Source organism: Vibrio tapetis subsp. quintayensis, assembly GCF_030409945.1.
Classification (GTDB): domain Bacteria; phylum Pseudomonadota; class Gammaproteobacteria; order Enterobacterales; family Vibrionaceae; genus Vibrio; species Vibrio quintayensis.
The window spans coordinates 255,380-272,755 of the sequence record NZ_JAUFQV010000026.1 but is presented as its reverse complement, the minus strand read 5'-3'; the positions used below and the strand labels follow the sequence as shown (position 1 = coordinate 272,755).

General features: G+C 43.6%; 14 protein-coding genes and 1 riboswitch. Of the genes, 4 read left to right on the top strand and 10 right to left on the bottom strand.

Annotated elements, in window-relative coordinates; all coding sequences use genetic code 11:
• Positions 1 to 57 precede the first annotated feature (57 nt).
• Genes QWZ04_RS11835 through QWZ04_RS11825 form a run of 3 tightly spaced genes read left to right on the top strand, consistent with a single transcriptional unit; the run spans position 58 to position 3,393 of the window.
• A complete protein-coding gene (locus QWZ04_RS11835; RefSeq protein ID WP_290328219.1) occupies positions 58 to 1,068 on the top strand; it encodes a carbohydrate ABC transporter permease in 1,011 nt (336 codons plus the stop codon).
• On the top strand, positions 1,068 to 2,267 hold the full coding sequence (locus QWZ04_RS11830; protein ID WP_290328217.1) for a carbohydrate ABC transporter permease: 1,200 nt from the start codon (positions 1,068 to 1,070) through the stop codon (positions 2,265 to 2,267). Before QWZ04_RS11835 ends, QWZ04_RS11830 begins: the two co-directional genes overlap by 1 nt.
• A 31-nt stretch (positions 2,268 to 2,298) precedes the next feature.
• Positions 2,299 to 3,393 carry an ABC transporter ATP-binding protein gene (locus QWZ04_RS11825; RefSeq protein ID WP_290328214.1) on the top strand — a complete coding sequence of 365 codons (1,095 nt, stop codon included), beginning with the start codon at positions 2,299 to 2,301 and terminating at the stop codon, positions 3,391 to 3,393.
• Between the two features lie 275 nt (positions 3,394 to 3,668).
• Here QWZ04_RS11825 and QWZ04_RS11820 read toward each other — a convergent pair whose 3' ends face one another.
• The 4 genes from QWZ04_RS11820 to cspE all read right to left on the bottom strand — a co-directional run bounded on the left by QWZ04_RS11820 (position 3,669) and on the right by cspE (position 8,766).
• On the bottom strand, positions 3,669 to 3,836 hold the full coding sequence (locus QWZ04_RS11820) for a hypothetical protein (RefSeq protein WP_290328212.1): 168 nt from the start codon (positions 3,834 to 3,836) through the stop codon (positions 3,669 to 3,671).
• 392 nt (positions 3,837 to 4,228) lie between these two features.
• Positions 4,229 to 6,832, bottom strand: a complete 2,604-nt coding sequence (locus QWZ04_RS11815) for a cadherin-like domain-containing protein (protein ID WP_290328211.1) — start codon at positions 6,830 to 6,832, stop codon at positions 4,229 to 4,231.
• 674 nt (positions 6,833 to 7,506) lie between these two features.
• Positions 7,507 to 8,274 (bottom strand): substrate-binding periplasmic protein, encoded by a 768-nt coding sequence (locus QWZ04_RS11810; protein ID WP_290328209.1) that lies wholly within the window; start codon positions 8,272 to 8,274, stop codon positions 7,507 to 7,509.
• A gap of 282 nt (positions 8,275 to 8,556) precedes the next feature.
• Positions 8,557 to 8,766 (bottom strand): transcription antiterminator/RNA stability regulator CspE, encoded by a 210-nt coding sequence (gene cspE, locus QWZ04_RS11805; protein WP_102524280.1) that lies wholly within the window; start codon positions 8,764 to 8,766, stop codon positions 8,557 to 8,559.
• 831 nt (positions 8,767 to 9,597) lie between these two features.
• On the opposite strand from cspE, the gene QWZ04_RS11800 reads away from it, so the two are divergent.
• Positions 9,598 to 11,550 carry a tetratricopeptide repeat-containing diguanylate cyclase gene (locus QWZ04_RS11800; protein ID WP_290328205.1) on the top strand — a complete coding sequence of 651 codons (1,953 nt, stop codon included), beginning with the start codon at positions 9,598 to 9,600 and terminating at the stop codon, positions 11,548 to 11,550.
• Between the two features lie 55 nt (positions 11,551 to 11,605).
• Here the strand turns inward: QWZ04_RS11800 and QWZ04_RS11795 are convergent, their stop codons facing one another.
• The 6 genes from QWZ04_RS11795 to thiD all read right to left on the bottom strand — a co-directional run bounded on the left by QWZ04_RS11795 (position 11,606) and on the right by thiD (position 16,970).
• Entirely contained in the window at positions 11,606 to 12,484 is an 879-nt protein-coding gene (locus QWZ04_RS11795) for a DMT family transporter (protein ID WP_290328203.1), read from the bottom strand.
• A gap of 166 nt (positions 12,485 to 12,650) precedes the next feature.
• Positions 12,651 to 13,316, bottom strand: a complete 666-nt coding sequence (gene tenA, locus QWZ04_RS11790) for a thiaminase II (protein ID WP_290328201.1) — start codon at positions 13,314 to 13,316, stop codon at positions 12,651 to 12,653.
• A gap of 48 nt (positions 13,317 to 13,364) precedes the next feature.
• Positions 13,365 to 14,315, bottom strand: a complete 951-nt coding sequence (locus QWZ04_RS11785; RefSeq protein WP_290328199.1) for an ABC transporter substrate-binding protein — start codon at positions 14,313 to 14,315, stop codon at positions 13,365 to 13,367.
• Positions 14,316 to 14,418: 103 nt separating this feature from the next.
• Positions 14,419 to 15,216, bottom strand: a complete 798-nt coding sequence (locus QWZ04_RS11780; RefSeq protein ID WP_290328197.1) for an ABC transporter permease — start codon at positions 15,214 to 15,216, stop codon at positions 14,419 to 14,421.
• A 24-nt stretch (positions 15,217 to 15,240) separates the two neighbouring features.
• The gene (locus QWZ04_RS11775) at positions 15,241 to 16,095 is read right to left on the bottom strand and encodes an ABC transporter ATP-binding protein (protein ID WP_290328195.1); all 855 of its coding nucleotides are present in this window, start codon (positions 16,093 to 16,095) and stop codon (positions 15,241 to 15,243) included.
• Complete coding sequence (gene thiD / locus QWZ04_RS11770; protein WP_290328193.1) at positions 16,095 to 16,970, bottom strand: bifunctional hydroxymethylpyrimidine kinase/phosphomethylpyrimidine kinase; 876 nt, start codon at positions 16,968 to 16,970, stop codon at positions 16,095 to 16,097. Before thiD ends, QWZ04_RS11775 begins: the two co-directional genes overlap by 1 nt.
• A gap of 69 nt (positions 16,971 to 17,039) precedes the next feature.
• Positions 17,040 to 17,138: riboswitch (TPP riboswitch) on the bottom strand.
• Positions 17,139 to 17,376 lie beyond the last annotated feature (238 nt).

Here is a 17,376-nt window from a genome sequence, read left to right as displayed (position 1 = left end):
ATGGACGAGGCTAGCGCCAAAATCGAAACTTTTGCACCGCATACGAGAGAGACAATTATGGAACAACTGTATTCCTCGCTTTTTATCATGGTACTTGGGGTCGCTTGCTGCGTGGTCTACTTTCTAGGCAGCAATTGGTTACTCACCGTAATATTCCCGACCAGAAAAGTCAGCAACGCCGTTATGGCTCAAAACCTACGACGTGCCGCCTCAATAAGACCATGGCTTTTCTTAGGGCCTGCTCTGTTCTTCTTAACCCTGTATTTAATCTATCCTGTATTTGAGTCTGTCTATCTCTCTTTTCATGACAGAAATGCCGACGAATTTGTTGGCGCATCGAATTACATTTGGCTGTTTAAAGACCCCGAATTTCAAGAATCATTATTCAACAATTTACTTTGGTTACTGATCGTGCCTGCGGCATCAACGTTCTTTGGTTTGGTTATCGCCGCATTAACCGACAAGGTAAGCTGGGGAAACATCGCCAAGAGCTTGGTGTTTATGCCTATGGCTATCTCGTTTATTGGTGCGTCTATCATTTGGAAATTTGTGTACGACTATCGTGCTACGGGCTCTGACCAAATCGGTATTCTGAACGCATTGGTCGAGTATTTTGGCGGTACTGCGCAAGCTTGGGTGACCATTCCTTTTTGGAACAATATCTTCTTAATGGTCATCTTAATTTGGATTCAAACCGGGTTTGCGATGGTAATTTTGTCCGCCGCATTACGCGGTATTCCAGAAGAAACCGTAGAAGCCGCAGTACTTGATGGTGCCAGTGGTGTACAAATTTTCTTTAAGATCCTCATCCCACAGATCTGGGGTACCATCGCTGTTGTATGGACCACCATTACCATTTTGGTACTCAAGGTTTTCGATATCGTACTCGCCATGACCAATGGCCAATGGAGTACACAAGTACTCGCGAACATGATGTTTGACTGGATGTTCCGAGGCGGGGGTGACTTTGGTCGCGGTGCTGCGATTGCCGTGATCATCATGATTGCCGTGATCCCCGTTATGGTATGGAACATGCGCCAAGCCGCAGATCAAATGGAAGATCGCTAATGACTGATAAAGACCAAAACATCACACCAGAAAACACTGAGGCACCTCAGTTTGGTATCAGCAAGTTACGACGTTCTCCGTTAACCATACTGGTTCACCTTTCTGTTTTGTTGATCGTCATCCTTTGGACGCTACCAACAGCTGGTCTTCTTATTTCGTCTTTTCGAGATAAAGACCAACTTGCTCTCACTGGTTGGTGGACGTCACTGACCGAATCTCAGCAAAATCTTATTGCGCGTACCGACGCGCCTAAAGATCAGATTCAAGAGGGGGGTCTCTATGTACTGCAAGGCGTACTAGAACTGGATGGAAACCCGGCTTCAGTCAGTGCCTTTGGCTTTTCTTCACGAGCACCGACCGCATACCAGCCCGGCCAGTCTGCGCCAATGAAGAACGATGGCTCGTTAACCGTATCTGAAAATGGCGAGTACCGCATGGTGTCTCCGATACCATTTAAGGGTAAGCGTGGTAAACGAATATTCTATACCAGTGTTGTTCCTCCCAAATTTGGCTTAGATAACTACCGCGAAGTCTTATCCGCCGAAGGGATTGGCCAATCATTTATTAACTCACTGACTGTGACGATCCCAGCCACCGTGATTCCCATTTTAATTGCCGCTTACGCTGCATACGCGCTGTCTTGGATGAGAATGCCCGGTAGAAATCTCCTCATTGCCGTCGTGGTTGGCCTACTTGTTGTGCCTCTACAAATGTCACTCATTCCTTTACTTAGGTTGTATAACGACATCGGTGCGTTCTTTGGAGTGGGTGCAAAGACCTATCTGGGAATATGGCTGGCCCACACTGGGTTTGGTTTACCGTTAGCGATCTACTTGCTTCGAAACTATATCTCTAGCTTACCGAAAGAAATCATCGAATCTGCCAAAGTAGATGGCGCAACCGATTTTGAAATCTTCATGAAAATCGTGCTACCGCTGTCTTTCCCAGCGCTTGCATCATTTGCGATATTCCAATTCTTATGGGTATGGAACGATTTACTTGTGGCGACCGTATTCTTAGGCACTGGCGAAGAACACATGGTGTTAACCGCCAGGTTACGAGAACTATTAGGATCTCGAGGTGGCAACTGGGAAATTTTGACCGCTTCCGCTTTTGTTTCTATCGCTGTGCCTTTAGGGGTGTTCTTTACCCTACAGCGTTACCTTGTACGCGGGCTACTTTCTGGCTCCGTAAAATAACCATCGTGAACACATTGAGAGAATGATTAAAATGACAGGATTGACACTGAAAAAGGTAAAAAAATCATACGGTGACACTCAAGTACTTCACGGTATCGACCTCGACGTACAACAAGGTGAATTCATTGTTTTCGTTGGCCCATCAGGTTGCGGAAAGTCAACTTTACTTAGAATGATAGCCGGACTAGAAGACATTTCTTCCGGCGAACTCTACATTGAAAATGCGAAGGTAAACGACCTACCCGCGGCCATGCGTGGCATTGCTATGGTATTTCAAACCTACGCGCTTTACCCACATATGACCGTCTATGACAACATGGCTTTCGCAATGCGCATCGCTAAAGAAACCACAGATGCTATCCATGAACGAGTGATGGAAGCGGCGCGGATGCTGCAACTCGAACCCTACTTAGACCGCCTGCCGAAAGCGCTCTCTGGTGGCCAGCGTCAACGAGTGGCCATTGGTCGAGCCATTGTACGTCAGCCAAAGGTTTTCTTATTTGATGAACCGCTATCCAATTTGGATGCGGCCCTACGTGTACAAACTCGAATTGAAATCGCCAACTTAAAAGAAGCACTACCCGAAACCACCATGATTTACGTCACCCACGATCAGGTTGAAGCCATGACTCTAGCCGACCGAATTGTGGTTCTGTCTGCAGGAAAAATTGAGCAAGTAGGCACACCATTGGAGCTCTATACCAACCCCTCGAACGTCTTCGTGGCTCAGTTCATTGGCTCCCCTTCCATGAACATCATTACCGCGAAAATGGAATCGACGGGCGAATCATCACAAGTTCTGACTCAACAAGGTGCTTCATTGGACGTCCCTATTGCGTCAGCCAGCATCTTGCAAGGCGCACAATTACAACTGGGGATCAGACCGGAAGACTTTGTATTGGCCGAAAACCACCCAGCCCTCATTGAGGGTAGAATATCGTTTGTTGAATCATTAGGCGAAGTCACGTTACTGCATATTGATGTGGAAGGCTTAGACAAAGCCGTTGTAGCAAAACTACCTGGAATTTTAGACATGCGAAAAGGAGAAAGCGTTGCGCTGCAAGCCAAAGTTGACAAGGTGCATTTGTTTACAGAGCTTGGTGAGTCTTTAAAGTATCTAGCTTAGTGCGCTCGTTGGGTAAGCCATTCTCGATAAGTGGCTTATCCTAATTCAAGATCTTCTCTACCAAACTTTTGATCCATAAAGTCCATCAGCGCTGATGACTACAGGTTATCAGCGTTCCCTCCACCACTAGCGCAGTCAACAGATCTCTATCTTTGCATCAAGGCACAACTTACACTCTTTCAAAGTCAAACTTCCCAACTGCAATTATGCAATAATGCAATAATATAGGCTGACGAATGCACGAGTTGAAGCTGGGAATGTATCGATAGGCCTTCTTAGACGGAAAGCCCGCCAGGTATAGGAAAGTCGCTTAGTGAAGTTCCAGTCTGACTGGAGCAGATCACTTTATTGGCAAGCCAAATTTGAACACCAGAGACCATAACAACAAGCACACTAATGACAATGGCAATGTGGATAGGGAGTGTTCTAGGTGCTTTATTCATCTACTGTTAAGGCCTATTTACTTTAGAGTTAATATGAGAATAGTTACATTTAATTGAATCGGTAGTGTCTCTCTTCAATTAAATGTTTTCGCTTAAAAAACATTTAATTAATGAGCTAGAAACGCCTTTAGTGCAGTACCTAAATTGCCCGTGTAGAATCACGAAATTTATGAGATAAATAATCTTGAGAATAAAGTGGGAAATGCAGTCAATTCGAATGAAAATAGCAATGAAAAACCTAAAGTATCAATTCCGATACGGGGTGCTTCCAATTGATGGACCATACAAAACCATCGTAGGAAGCAACCGTAAAAACCTTTAAGATTATGTTTGATGAGCTGTTAGCTGATTGCTATAACTAAGAACAGTTAAAAGCACTGTTCTTGGTTCAATTACTTAAAGTGATAAGAAAAAACAAGCTCTAGTGTATCAACATCACCCGATAAACGATGCCATTGTAGATCGGACTTAAATTGACCAAAGTTTAGTACATTCACGCCGACGCCTATATTGGGGTGGACATTATTCTCAACTTCAAAATCTTCTGAGTTGTTCGAACTTGCATCAAGATAACCTAAGCCCAAGCTGAAATATGGGGCGAATTGATCACCCCAAAGCTGTGTAACTCGATAAACAAAGTTAAAGCTGTAATGTTGGTAATCGACCGTCATATTATTATATTGCGGATGTTCCGCTTTCAAATCGACACTATTTAGCCAGCGATAAGTAAACTGGATACTCGCGTTATTATCAAACTGGTACCCTAAGCTACTGCCGGAAGAAAACTGACTGTTGCTTTCCTGGCTCCACGCGTCGTGATCAGTATCTGGCTCTAACCATGAAACACCAGGGTTAATTGTTACGTATATACCGTTATTCTCTTCTGCAGCGTGAGCGAGAGGAGAAAGGCTTATCAGTAAAGGTACAGTTATTTTAACGGCAAGTGACTTTTGATTCCTAACCAGTGCGAACATCATTAATAGCAGTATGCTTAAGAACCCTATAGAGCCACCACTACTGGTGCCGGCGATAACTTTACCGCCATGCGGAACCCCAGCGCTTACGTGAATTAAAACTTTGGTAGGGGAACTATGCATTCCATCACTATCAAAAGCTTCGTACTCAAAAACATCATCTCCAGTAAAATTTTGGTTAGGAGTATAAGTGAATTCACCGTCATCTTTCATCACGACTGACCCATGTTGAGGCTGCTTATAAACCTTTGCCGTTAACCCTGCATAAAGTGGAGATTGAGAGTTCTGATCATCTTTATCGTTGATCAATACTCCAGGTGCAACCATTGTATCTATACTGTCAGCATAAACTTTATAGCTATCACCTAAAGTTACAGGCGGTTGTTGCGTTGGCGATTGTGGAAGGATTTTTACCCAGCCAGTTGAACGAACAGTCAGTGAAACTTTGGCTTTTGAACCACCTATGGAATAATAGAATTCATCATTTCCATAGTAATCTGTATCTGGTTGGTATTGAAAACTGCCATCGCTATTTAAAGTAACATTGCCGTGTGTTGCATCTTGTTCTAGTGCGGCGCCCTGTCCTGAATAAGTATCATTGGCTAACACTCCATCAACTGAAAGTACGGCAAGCAATACGCCTTCATCTGTAACATAATTATCTGAATGAGCATACAATGTTATATGCTTTTCGTAGGCTCCGATATCTACATTTGCCCCTTGAGAACGCTGCTCCTTGCCTAAATCCTGAGTGATTAAACTGCCATCAGCATATACACTTTTTGAGCTATCCCCTTTGTCGATTAGACCTATGGATAACGCATTCGTTTTAAAACAATCAGTTACAGAAATATAACATGACCTATCACTCATTCCCGTTTGAGGAACATCATCCACACCCGGCGCTGAAATGTAACTATTATTGTTCCCAGCCGTCGGGTATTTAGTCGTGTCATCCCAGTCGTTAGGGTAAATAGTAGGGCCAGTATTTGAAGGAGAATTAAAAACGAGCAATAAGCTATTATTCGCTATAAGCTGAGCTCCTCTGCGCAGCTCAATATGCGTTGCCTTCAAAGAAGCATCGGTGTTGCTGCTAAATGGAGGGTAGTAAAGTGTGCTGTTGGTTAGTGTTAAATTAGCTTGGTCAACATAGATAGGCTCGCCTTTCTTTGCTGATGAACCATTAATCAAAGTGTTGCTAATTTCTATATCAGCTCGTTGGAAGAAAAAGCTTGAATTTGTCAAATCTTGGAAAATACTGTCTTTAATTGAAACAGAGCTCTGCCCAACGCCATTCCCTAACGTTTGAAGCATATGCGTGTAAATATTCGGCTTAGAGGGACCATTACTAGCGAATCGAGAGTTAATAATATCAAGGTCGCCATTGATAAATAGAAAAGTAGACGAAGCCTTTGGTCCTTTGTTTTCATACAATATAGAATCTTTTATTGTAAATTTCCCACCGCTTGCCGCTATCGCTGACACACTTCCATCTTTAGGCACAATGCTATGCACAATAACATTATCAAGAGTAACGTTAGCGTTATCAGAATCCAAAAAGCTGGACATGTGCTGCACCCTAATATTTTTTAAGGTGAGATTTAACGTTCGACCTGCTTGGTTATTGCGATTAACCTGGAACAGTAGGCCTGACAATTTAATCACTGTGTTTCGATAGTCTGAAGGGTAACCTGTATTAATTAAACCAGCTGATGATATCCAGCGTTGATGATCATCAATTATCACCTGAGTACTCCCCAAACCTTCGATGATAAGATCGTCTGTAATCGCCATTCTATGATCTGAATAGGCCCCTGTTACTACTCCTAAGTTCGTTGATAACGGACTATATTGAGCGGGGATTTCTATCGTATCCGCTCCTGGGTTTAGATTTGCCTTTTCAATGAGGTAACGAAGAGAGCCCAGTCCCTGATCTGAAGACGTAGTTACCGTGTATGTATCTGCCTGTGCCAGAGAGCTAAGGGTAAATAATAGAAAAGATAAGCAGATTTTCAACTTCATACCATAAATCCTTTTTATTGGCTTTTATAGAAACAGAATAGCACCCGATTTATTGTTTTTCATTAAAAAACCACAAACATATAACTGATACTTAACATATTAATTCCCCCAGTATTCGTATTGCGGTTAACATCAATCTAATGTCAATTGCACCTTGAGTGCAATGGTCCGGCTGCGCTCAAACATTGCCGCATCACATTTATAAGAACCGGAGAAGATTGAAATCTCCGTGTATATCGCCCCGTACCACACTCAAGTTCACAAAAAGAAGTTAAAAACGGATAACATTTTATAAGGGAAATCCATATCAAAGTAATATGGATTAATTATTACTCTTACGCATAAAGGGGCAGAAGCGTGTTAGCTAATTCGCTCCTCCAGACCTGACATTACTCAGAACAGATCAATCTTTATTGTAAATGATCAGACTTTATTGAAACTGAGCAAAGTTTATTGTCCACCGACCCGACCGCAGCACCGTCGTTCTGGATAAGCCAACTTGCTCAGGTAATTCGGATATTTTATACACGTAAATAGACCTTACTGCCGTTGATGGGTAAGTACTTTAAACGATAAAGTAGTAGATAGGTCAATGGATAAAAAATAACAAGACACTAAAGGTGGGGAAAGACGGACATTAACGGATACAGAACCTCTTTACTGCCGGACTGAGTTTACTTTAACGCTTCAACGGCTTTGCTTATCTTCAATGAAAATTTGTCTAAGGTGCCTTTAGCTCTAAGCCTATCCAGCGCTTGTTTGACCGGAGTTACTAAATAAGAATTGGAGGATTCTTTTGAGAAATACAGATCGGCTTGAATTGAACTAACAGTGTACATTGTCGTAATGGCATCTAGGGGGATATCCATTTGCTCCATCGCATAGTAAATTGTCTGATCTGCACTTGCTAGCGCATAGATACGCCCATTAAGTAACATATCAATACCTTGCTTCATCGATCCAAGCGAGCGTTTTTTCATTGTCCGATGATCATCGAAATCAGGCCCATATTTAGAACCACGAATATGGCCGACCATCTTACCTGTCAGATCATCCAGCGAGGCTATCGGTTCTCTATCCGCGACGCCAATAATGATCACGCGAGCGTCTACAACCTTGCCCAATGAAACCGCTATGCTGTTTGCGCTGGAACTATTAAACATAACGGCAAAATCAACAGTGGCCGTTTTAATTTCGTGGATTACCCGTGGGTATGGACGAAGCTGGTTTTCAATAACGATATCGCCGCCGTTGCTCAACTCACCTTGTAATGCGTCAGCGACGCGAATGAGTAGACCCGTTGGCTTACCGTCGCTGCCCAAAAAACCCCACGGTTTTACATTGCTGGTAGAGAACTTTGCAACACTCGCAACTGCGGGGGGCACTGAAAAAAGAACAACAATAAATAGCAATAAGTTAGCAACCGCACACCTAAGTCTCATTACCTCAAACTACCTTATTGAGCTAAAAAACGAATAATGGCTCAAGCATAGCACCAAAGTAATCGATTACATTAAGTTGAATAGATCGATTGGGAGTTAACACGAAGATTTTAGAAATAGCACAGAGAAGATTGAAGTAATACAGGTGATGTAAGAAATTGAATGTAGTTTGGAGTGTGTTGTAAGTAGGAGAGTTTTGGAAGTAGAGAGTTTTGGAATTTACATAGCGCAGATAAAAAAGTGACGCAAATGGTTAAAAACCATTTGCGTCGGCTTACAAGATTATAACGCTACAACGTTAGAAGCTTGTGGGCCTTTTTGACCTTGTTCAACTTCGAAAGAAACCTTTTGGCCTTCCGCAAGTGTTTTGAAGCCTTCAGAAGCGATAGCACGGAAGTGAACGAATACGTCAGCACCGCCGTTGTCTTGAGTAATGAAACCGAAACCTTTCTCTTCGTTAAACCATTTTACGATGCCAGTAGTCTTAGACATGATATGTCCCTTATATAATTAAATTCATAAAGTTATCGCGAAATTGCGACTGCGCTGATAGCTTGAATTATTGAATGTGACGATGAAGCTAAGGGAACCACTGAGGATAACGACAATAACGAAGCAATACTAAGGATTTTCTTTTACTTAATCTTTATGTTTCAAATAACTCTGCAATAGAGCGAGACGAATCATACCCCATTGAGGTTCTTTGTAAAGGCTTATCGTGAAATTAATGCAAATAAAGCGAGTTTTTTCTGTTTCTGTCGACAAAATAAACAAGCTAACCGAATGACACGAAAGGAAAAGACAAAAAAAGCCCCAAACAGACCAATCTGTTTGGGGCAAAGGGTACTTATAATATGAAAAAAACTATAGATGCCTCTCTACTTGCATCCTAAAGGTCACTGTTAAAAATAACCTTTAGGATACTCATTACAACACTTCTATGCGGCTATTTGTTTCACACTCAGATAAAACGATTGGCACCGCTAACACTAGCATTAACACTAATAGTGGTAAAAAAAGAAGATATTTGTTCGTTGTAATGCACCTCCCAAGTATGCTGTATTCCATCTATCTAGATATCGTTCCGTTGACACAAACAAGAATACGCTCGTCACCAATGAGAAGCGAAATATTAAGTATTCGGTAATCAAATACATTGCACAGTTCATGGTTTATTTTGACCATAGATTGTGCAACTTGCCGTTTGAATTGTGCAAAAATCTACCTACTATCGACTCTTGATATTCATAAAGGTAGATATTGTTGAAATAGTGAACACATAGTAACATCGCCGCGCTAATGGGTTTAAGGTGTAAGTCGACAATGAAAAAAAGTGTTTTAATCTCCATACTGGTATTCAGTGTAAGCCTGTTGACCGCCGTTGTTTTCGACATATTTACTTCTGAGCTTGATTCATCCCCTACGACCCAGCTCGTCAGTTACAACCCTGAAGTCGACCTCGCTACGTCTCCTTATGGGAAGGCGCTTCTATCGTTGCATTCATTGATGACGGCCACTGAACCTAAACAGGTACGCAAAGAACTGGCCCAGGTTGACGCCCAACACCCTGACTCCATCTCACCTTTAGAGTCAGCCTACCGCACGTTGATTTTGCAATATTTAGCAAAACAAGAAAAAGACCGAGTGCACCTAGCGCAATACACCAACGATCTGCGCCATCTCGCTAAGGAACACGAATTCGGATGGCTTGAGGCATCTCTAACAATCGATGATGCTATTAGCTACGCAAAAAAGGGCCAAGTAGAAGCTGGAATAAAGGCCGCCTTAGAAGCAATAACTTTGGCCCAAAACAGTAACGCACTGTATTTATTACCCAAGGCTTACAATACAGCCGGAGTGCTCAGTAACCTATCAAACCAACTTATTGATGCCCAACGCTACTTCATGCAAGGTATATCGGTTGCGGAGCAACTTCCCCCGAACCTCTACACGAGCAAAACTTACAATAATTTAGGGTTGCTCTACTTGCACATTGAGAAATGGCAAAAAGCCCTAGAATACATTCAGCAATCTAAGCAGCTTTATTATGAAAGTGGTCTATTTGATAACTACCTCATGAACGTTTTACTATTAAATGAAGCTTACGTTTATAACCGACTTGGTAATACAAAAGCATCAAAGCAAGCCTATGAGTCATCACAACAGTATTATGAACCAAGCGATGCAGGCACCCGACAAAACTTGATGAACCTAAAAGGTAAGGCTGAATTGGCACTATTGCTGGACGACTTAAGTAATGCGCTGACGTCCAGTGAACAATGTATCAACACTCTAAACGCGCAAAGCTTCCCAGTTGAATATGGGCAATGTTGGTTACTAAAATCCAAGACCCTATCGGAACTTCAATTACACGCTGAATCTCTTGAAAGTGTAGAACAAAGCATTGATATCTTTAAGAACATTGAGCATAGCCGCTGGCTTATACGCGCTTATAAGCAAAAGGCGCAAGCGCATGAAAACCTTGGTGAACCGCTCGTCGCTTTGACGACTTATAAAACGTTCTACACCCAAGAAAAGCAACAATTGCTAGGTAAGGTTTACGATCTAGAACATGCATTTGCCACTCGTCAAATAGAGCAAGAGCGAGATCTACTCAACATTCAAAATCGATTGGCTAATGTGCAACTCAGTAAAGAAACCTTGCGCTTCCAGGTCGCCTGTATTGCGGTGATCATTGCTATTCTTGCGTTAGCTTTTGCACTCAGACAAACTTTTTCGGTGCACTCCAAAAATGTTGAGTTAGAAAACCTGTCTAATATTGACCAACTCACAGGTCTGCACAACCGCCGTTATTACCTACAACAACTAAAACTATGCTCTCAGATCAACCGACGCACTCAATACCGCATCGTGTTATTTGATTTGGACCATTTCAAGTCTGTTAACGATCAGCATGGGCACGATATCGGAGACGAAGTACTCGTCGAAACTGCTGAGCGACTCAGACAGTTCACAGCTCAATCTGAACTCCTAATTCGCTGGGGAGGAGAAGAGTTTCTCATGCTTTTAAAAGATGATGCCCATTTACCCACAAGAATCGAAGTCATACGAGAAGCGATTAGCCAAGATGATTTCCCAACACTTGCTGGCGGGCTAAACGTCACTACGTCGATTGGTGTGAGTCAACCTGCCTCTCCGTTATTGTTAAGAGCCAACGATGAGTTCTTTCGAAATGCCGATAAAAACCTCTACGAAGCCAAACGTTCAGGTAGAAACCGAGCGGTATTTCCCATCAATGACGAAGAGCTGGTTTAACCCTTTAACTCGAGTTTAGCTTTCTATGCAGCACTCCGATTAAACAATAAAGCGTTTAGACCCTGCGCCGGTTGAGTAACGCTTTCGGAGAAAAACCGGTCACAAACATGGTTCCCGCTACCACCATTACTGAACCAACAATGGTATTGACCCCAATTTCTTCGCCTAAGAATACGTGCCCCCAAACAATGCCAAACACCGGGACGAGAAACGTAACTGAAAGCGCAGAAGGCGCCCCTAAATCTGCGATCAATCGGAAATACAACAGGTAGGCAAACCCAGTACATACAACGCCAAGCAGAATAACAGCCATTGCGATATCTAAGGTCGGGTCTTCTCGCATAGGGATGAATGGCACAAAGGGTAAAACCAACAACACAGATGCCCACATGCTTCCATGCGCGTTGCTGAAAGAGTCAACCTTAGGTGCGTTTTTTGCGTAATTGGATGCAATACCATAGCTAAATGCCGCCATGATCGCAGAAAAAATGGGCAAAATTGCCTCACTTCCGATATTTGCAGCGTCCCAACCAACCAAAATGCTCACACCGACGATACCGATACACAGCCCTAAGATCACTTTTTTCGTTAAGGGCGTCTTAGTCCAAATGGCGCCAATGATCGCCCCCCATATTGGGGCTGTAGAATTCAGAATGGAGAGTGACGAAGCATTAAGGGTTTGTGCAGCATAAGCAAAGCACAGGAACGGCAATGCGGTATTAAAACAACCCAGGGTAAAATAGTGCTTCGCATTAGAAGAGAAACTGAGCGTTTTCTTAAGATAAATGGAAACTAAAAGGAGTGTTATCGCAGCGAACACGACCCGAGCTTCAATTAAAACCGCTGGTCCCAATGGGTTTGAGGCAATGCGCATAAAAAGAAATGACCCACCCCAAATTGCTGCAAGCGTTATAAGTCTCAGAAAACTGGCCATGTGGTTCATCCATAAACTAAAGTGGCAATCACGTACTGTGAAGTATTCTAACGTTCGGCGCAAATAAAAAAACGACACCAGAACTAAACTAATGTCGCTTTAATAATACTGACGCTCGGTGATTAGCCAGCCAACACGAGACTAGAAACGTTAGGCCTGTTTAAGCTCATCGGTTTGCATCTAATCCCTGTTGCCAAAATGCCACCTCCATGCGAGTCGCCGTCTTAAACACCGCAATGAGGTTTCGTCCTCTTTCACTGTTTTTGTCTATTTCGGCTAAAATCTCATCTAGGTGAGCTGTACTTTCAGCGACACCCGTTTGAAACTCCTCTCCACTATACAGTTCAATCCAACTCGCGAATGGGTTTCCATTCAGCTGGGTGCTTGTGGCTGCCATCAAATTTTTGCCGATTTCAGCGTACCCGATTGAACAAGGTGCTAAAGCTGCATACAAATCAACGATATCCCCCGTCATCCCTGCATCAAGCACATACCGCGTATACGCCACAGTACCAAAGTCTTCTGGTTCCGCTTCCATGTCTGATTCCGTTAAGTGCCATTGCTCGCAGTACGTAACGTGGTGGGCAATTTCAGAATCTAACAGCGCATGCACACTTGGCAGCGCTCGTCGCATATCCGCCAGCGTCCTTGCCTTATAAATCGCAAGGGCATGAGCGCGAGCATATTGCTTAAGAAACAAGAAATCTTGCTTTAAGTAATGTAAATAGCAAGGCTGCGCCAATGTTCCATCAGCTAACGTTTGTACAAATTGATGCTGTGTATAGGCATCCCAATCTTCACGACAGGCATGAATTAAATCTTGATGGTTCATTTCGTTTTTCTCACTTAGAGGGATTTACCCGACCAATCTAAAAATAATTTATTGGAAGTTAGGCACGTAGTCTTTAGCTTTAGGTAATGTTTCAATGATGTTCTGTGAATACATAAACTCGGCATAATCATCATAACGCTTCAAATCTACCGCCGACGGACGTAGGGCAAATCGAGTTAATGTATCGTTCCACGCACGTTTATTTAGCTCATTGTTTAACGTATCTGGTGCATATGCGACAAACTCTTTCCACGACTGCTGAGGGTGATTAACGATGTAAGTGGTGGCTTGTTCTAGCGCTTTATTGAACGCCATGATCGCAGCTTTATCATAGTTATTAGCGTTAGCAACAAACACCAATTCATCGTAGGCTGGCACACCATGCTCTTCAGGGAAGAATGCTTTTGCTTCATAGCCCTCCAAAGCCAATTGATTGGTTTCAAAGTTACGTAAACCACCCCAAATAGCATCGACTTTGCCAGAAGCTAGTGACGATGACAGCGCCCAGCCGACGTTAACGATATTTACATCTTCGTAATTCACACCACCGGTTTTCAACATAGTTCCAATGGTCGCTTCTTCATTACCCGCAATCGCAATACCAATAGTTTTGTCTTTTAAGTCCGCTATCTCGCCAATTTTTTTGTTGTCTAGCACCATAAGAGTATTAAGAGGCGTGGCGATCAAGGTTGCTGAGCGTATCAACGGTAAGCCAGCGGCGACATCTATAGTTAAGCTCGGCTGGTAAGAAATCGCCAAATCCACTTTGTTTGCGGCAACGAGCTTAGGCGGCATGCTTGGGTCTGCTGGCTCTTGAACCTCAACGGTCAACCCTTGCTGTTTGAAGTAACCACGTTCTTTAGCAATCACGATTGGGCCATGATTCGGGTTTACAAACCAATCTAACATTAGGGTTAAGTTTTTGGTTTCTGCTTGAGCGTTCATTGAAAGCATGATGGTAGATAAGGCAAAAGCACCGAGTACGGTTTTGTTTTTCATTTGTTCTGATTTCCTTTCAAAATTTAATAAATTGATGGCTGTTTTTTCTAGTTATATTGGGTAACGCACGAATATTTTATAGTTGGTGTATCGTTTCGTTGGATCACTTTTCCCAAGGCACGAGCACTTTCAGTATTTTGTCGGTAATAAAGTAAAGTGCGACCGATAAAGCCGATAAGATGAACAAGGCCGCGAACATCTCATCAATCATCATTCGTGCATTGGAATGAAGCATTAAGTAACCCAACCCTTCACTTGAACCAACCCACTCCCCGGCCACCGCGCCAATCGGAGCGATAACAACGGCGACTCGAATCCCAGAGGCCAATGTTGGCAATGAGGCTGGCAGTTGAACATGCCGTAACAATTGCCAACGGCTTGCGCCCATGGTTTTCGCAAGATCAAGATAGCCCGACGGCGTATTTCTTAAACCGTCATAACAGCATGTGGTAACTGGGAAGAAAATAATAATGGCGGCCATGACTACCTTTGATGCTATCCCATAGCCAAGCCACAACATCAACACGGGCGCGAGTGCAAAAACGGGGATCGCTTGGCTAGCAATAAGTAAAGGCAACAGCCAACGTTTAACGGGTTTAAACAGCAACATTTGCAGCGCAAAAAACAACCCCATAGAAAGGCCTAATAATAAGCCTAATAGGATTTCCTGAGCGGTAACCCAGGTGTGTTTCAGTAGTACATCCTGACGCTGTATTAATTTGGTAAACACATCCAAAGGAGCGGGTAATATAAACGAGGGCATAGCAAAAATATCGACGATAGCTTGCCAAATCCCTATGATAACGGCAGCGCTAATGACCATTCTAATCAATGGGCGCGAGAGTTTTTCACTGTTTTTTAAGTCACGAGAAATCGACGTAATTTGAGTCATTTCGCTCATCGATTTTCCTGTGTATTCACTTGGCTAGACATAATCTTGCTCCAACCTTTCTATAATGACTTGCTGTAACAGAGCGCTTTGCGCATCGTACTTCCTCGGCATGCCCACATCAGAAGAACTTAAGGCAGCGGGCAGTTTTATTGCTTGAGCGTGGGCCGGAGAGCCCTGCATAACGTAAAGTTTATGGCCTAATCGAATTGCTTCTTGTGGATCATGGGTGATCAACACCACGGTTTTATCCGCCAACAGCTCAAATGCGAGACGCTGTAAACGATGCCTTGTCACCGCATCTAGCGCCGAAAATGGCTCATCCATTAAGACGATGGGCTGGTCTTGCATTAATGTTCGAGCTAACGCCACTCGCTGGCGCATTCCTCCAGATAACTGCATGGGCGAGTAATGAGCCTTGTCCACCAAGCCGACTTTTTCCAACAGGGTTAACGCTTTATCTTTTTGCTCTGCCGTCTGGTTTTTATTTTGCTTAGCAGACACGCCAAAACGTGTACTTAATAACACATTATCTAACGCTGAGAGCCAAGGCATCAGCAAATCTTGTTGGGCCATATATGCTATGTGATGGCTCATCGAATCGGCCCCATTAACACCTGTGTTCAAGGCTCGCTTTATCGTTAACTGACCGTCCCACTCAACCAAATGGTCTAATAGACCCGCCAAGTAACGCAACAGCGACGTTTTACCACAACCACTTCGGCCTAAAATGCACGTCCACTGCCCAATAGGGATCTGCATGTTTAAGCCGTCGAGAGTGGCTCTGTCACTATCGAGGTAACGTAAATAACCAGCACGAATGTCTATTTGGCCCTGTGAATAGACAGCCGAACGCTCCTCAGCAGGCAACGTCGATGGTGCTGCGCTCATTACTTGTCACCTAATCCAGCATAAAAATGATGAACCGGGCCATGGCCTTTACCTACATCTAACTGGTCTGCGTGTGCGATGGCATTCGAAATGTAACTTTTACCCAATTTCACTGATTCTAGTAGGCCATGGCCTTGAGCTAGGTAAGACGCAATAGCGGAAGAAAGCGTGCAACCCGTTCCGTGAGTATTCTTCGTGTTCACACGCTTGGCACTTAAATGTGCAACATCATCAGACAAGATTAACAAGTCATTGCTGTTGTCATCTTGCTCTAAATGACCACCTTTGAGTAGAACGGAATGAGCGCCTAAACCTCGTAATTGAGCGACCATTTCTGTCATTTGTTGCTCGGTTTTCGGAATATCACAACCAATTAATGCCGCACCTTCGGGCAAATTAGGCGTGATGACATCGGCCATGGGTAGCAGCTCTGTTTTTAACGTCGTAATCGCCGACTCTTGCAGTAATAAATCGCCGCTGGTTGCTACCATGACAGGATCAACCACCAGAAATTGAGGCTTGTATTGGTTCAATTTGGCCGCCACGACTCTGATGATGTCGCAGTCGGCTAGCATGCCAACTTTAACGGCCACAATATTGAGATCAGTGAAAACGGCATCAAGCTGCTTCTCAACGTGTTCAAGGGGAATAGGAAAAATAGCTGAAACGCCAAGGGTGTTTTGTGCGGTAATGGCGGTGATCACCGAACAAGCGTAACTGCCCGTTGCAGACATGGCTTTGATGTCGGCTTGAATACCAGCGCCGCCACCAGAATCAGATCCAGCGATTGTAAGCACAATTGGGGTAGTAGAGTGTACAGCCGATATAGGCGAAGATGCGCTAGTTTCAGACGGCGCAACAGTAGAATGGGACATTAAAGCTCCTATACTGGCGTGTAGGAACTGTGCTTACTAACGATCAGACAAACGGGTGCGCAGCATCATCAAGCAAGACTTATAGTTCCCTACGTCAGTGTTAACTGAATCAGGTTCAACGGGTCTCGCGGATGCGATCTCAGCCCTTAGGCCCCCCGACTATGTATGCGGCGATAATAACAACTTATACTAAAAGGGCAACGTTTTGATTAAATTGTTAATGACTAATCGCTACGCTCTAACGCCAAACACACCAAGTCTATCGGGCCAACAAGGGCTTCTGTTGGTAAAGTGCCCCCGTGATTACAATATTCGGAGATTTAGCAGAGCCGTTGAACTTCAAGCTAGTTAAAAGTCAGAGTTTTTTGGGTGCGATCGTTCAAAGCCACTACGTTAGAAATAAGCA

Bases quoted from the DNA above. Each gene is read 5' to 3' on its own strand.
- QWZ04_RS11795 (WP_290328203.1), bottom strand. From the start codon at position 12,484: ATGGCCAGTTTTCTGAGACTTATAACGCTTGCAGCAATTTGGGGTGGG.
- thiD (WP_290328193.1), bottom strand. From the start codon at position 16,970: ATGTCCCATTCTACTGTTGCGCCGTCTGAAACTAGCGCATCTTCGCCT.
- tenA (WP_290328201.1), bottom strand. From the start codon at position 13,316: ATGAACCATCAAGATTTAATTCATGCCTGTCGTGAAGATTGGGATGCC.
- QWZ04_RS11800 (WP_290328205.1), top strand. From the start codon at position 9,598: ATGAAAAAAAGTGTTTTAATCTCCATACTGGTATTCAGTGTAAGCCTG.
- QWZ04_RS11810 (WP_290328209.1), bottom strand. From the start codon at position 8,274: ATGAGACTTAGGTGTGCGGTTGCTAACTTATTGCTATTTATTGTTGTT.
- QWZ04_RS11780 (WP_290328197.1), bottom strand. From the start codon at position 15,216: ATGAGCGAAATGACTCAAATTACGTCGATTTCTCGTGACTTAAAAAAC.
- QWZ04_RS11820 (WP_290328212.1), bottom strand. From the start codon at position 3,836: ATGAATAAAGCACCTAGAACACTCCCTATCCACATTGCCATTGTCATT.
- QWZ04_RS11835 (WP_290328219.1), top strand. From the start codon at position 58: ATGGAACAACTGTATTCCTCGCTTTTTATCATGGTACTTGGGGTCGCT.
- QWZ04_RS11815 (WP_290328211.1), bottom strand. From the start codon at position 6,832: ATGAAGTTGAAAATCTGCTTATCTTTTCTATTATTTACCCTTAGCTCT.
- cspE (WP_102524280.1), bottom strand. From the start codon at position 8,766: ATGTCTAAGACTACTGGCATCGTAAAATGGTTTAACGAAGAGAAAGGT.
- QWZ04_RS11775 (WP_290328195.1), bottom strand. From the start codon at position 16,095: ATGAGCGCAGCACCATCGACGTTGCCTGCTGAGGAGCGTTCGGCTGTC.
- QWZ04_RS11785 (WP_290328199.1), bottom strand. From the start codon at position 14,315: ATGAAAAACAAAACCGTACTCGGTGCTTTTGCCTTATCTACCATCATG.
- QWZ04_RS11825 (WP_290328214.1), top strand. From the start codon at position 2,299: ATGACAGGATTGACACTGAAAAAGGTAAAAAAATCATACGGTGACACT.
- QWZ04_RS11830 (WP_290328217.1), top strand. From the start codon at position 1,068: ATGACTGATAAAGACCAAAACATCACACCAGAAAACACTGAGGCACCT.